Genomic DNA, 340 nt, shown 5'->3' with positions numbered 1-340 from the left:
ACAATTGTGACTTTTGCAGTAGGATCATCAACCGTTCCATGCAATGCAGGTGTATTGTCATTGGTTAATAAATTATCTAAAGTCACTGCGGGGGCTACACCATCAACAAGCACCTCTGTAGGTGGTGAAGTATTTCCAGCTGGATCCTGAGCAACCACTGTTATTTTATCGCCATCCTGAAGTCCAGGATTTGGTACTTCCCATTTCCCATCAGCATCGGCAACCACTGTGGCTGTAGTTCCATCAGGAAAAGTTACTTTTACTGTGGAACCTGCTTCCGCTGTTCCTGTAATTGCATCTGTATCATTGACTGGATTGACAACAGGGGCAGTTGGCGCCA

At 45.6% G+C, this 340-nt stretch carries 1 protein-coding gene; it reads right to left on the bottom strand.

The features are described 5' to 3' along the window. A partial coding sequence (locus IAE20_RS16700; protein WP_227612146.1) for an Ig-like domain-containing protein occupies positions 1-340 on the bottom strand: 340 nt, incomplete at both ends.

It is taken from the genome of Acinetobacter sp. S54, assembly GCF_016624945.1.
GTDB lineage: Bacteria > Pseudomonadota > Gammaproteobacteria > Pseudomonadales > Moraxellaceae > Acinetobacter.
The sequence above is the reverse complement of the archived record's forward strand: the minus strand, read 5'-3'. Positions and strand labels throughout refer to the sequence as shown.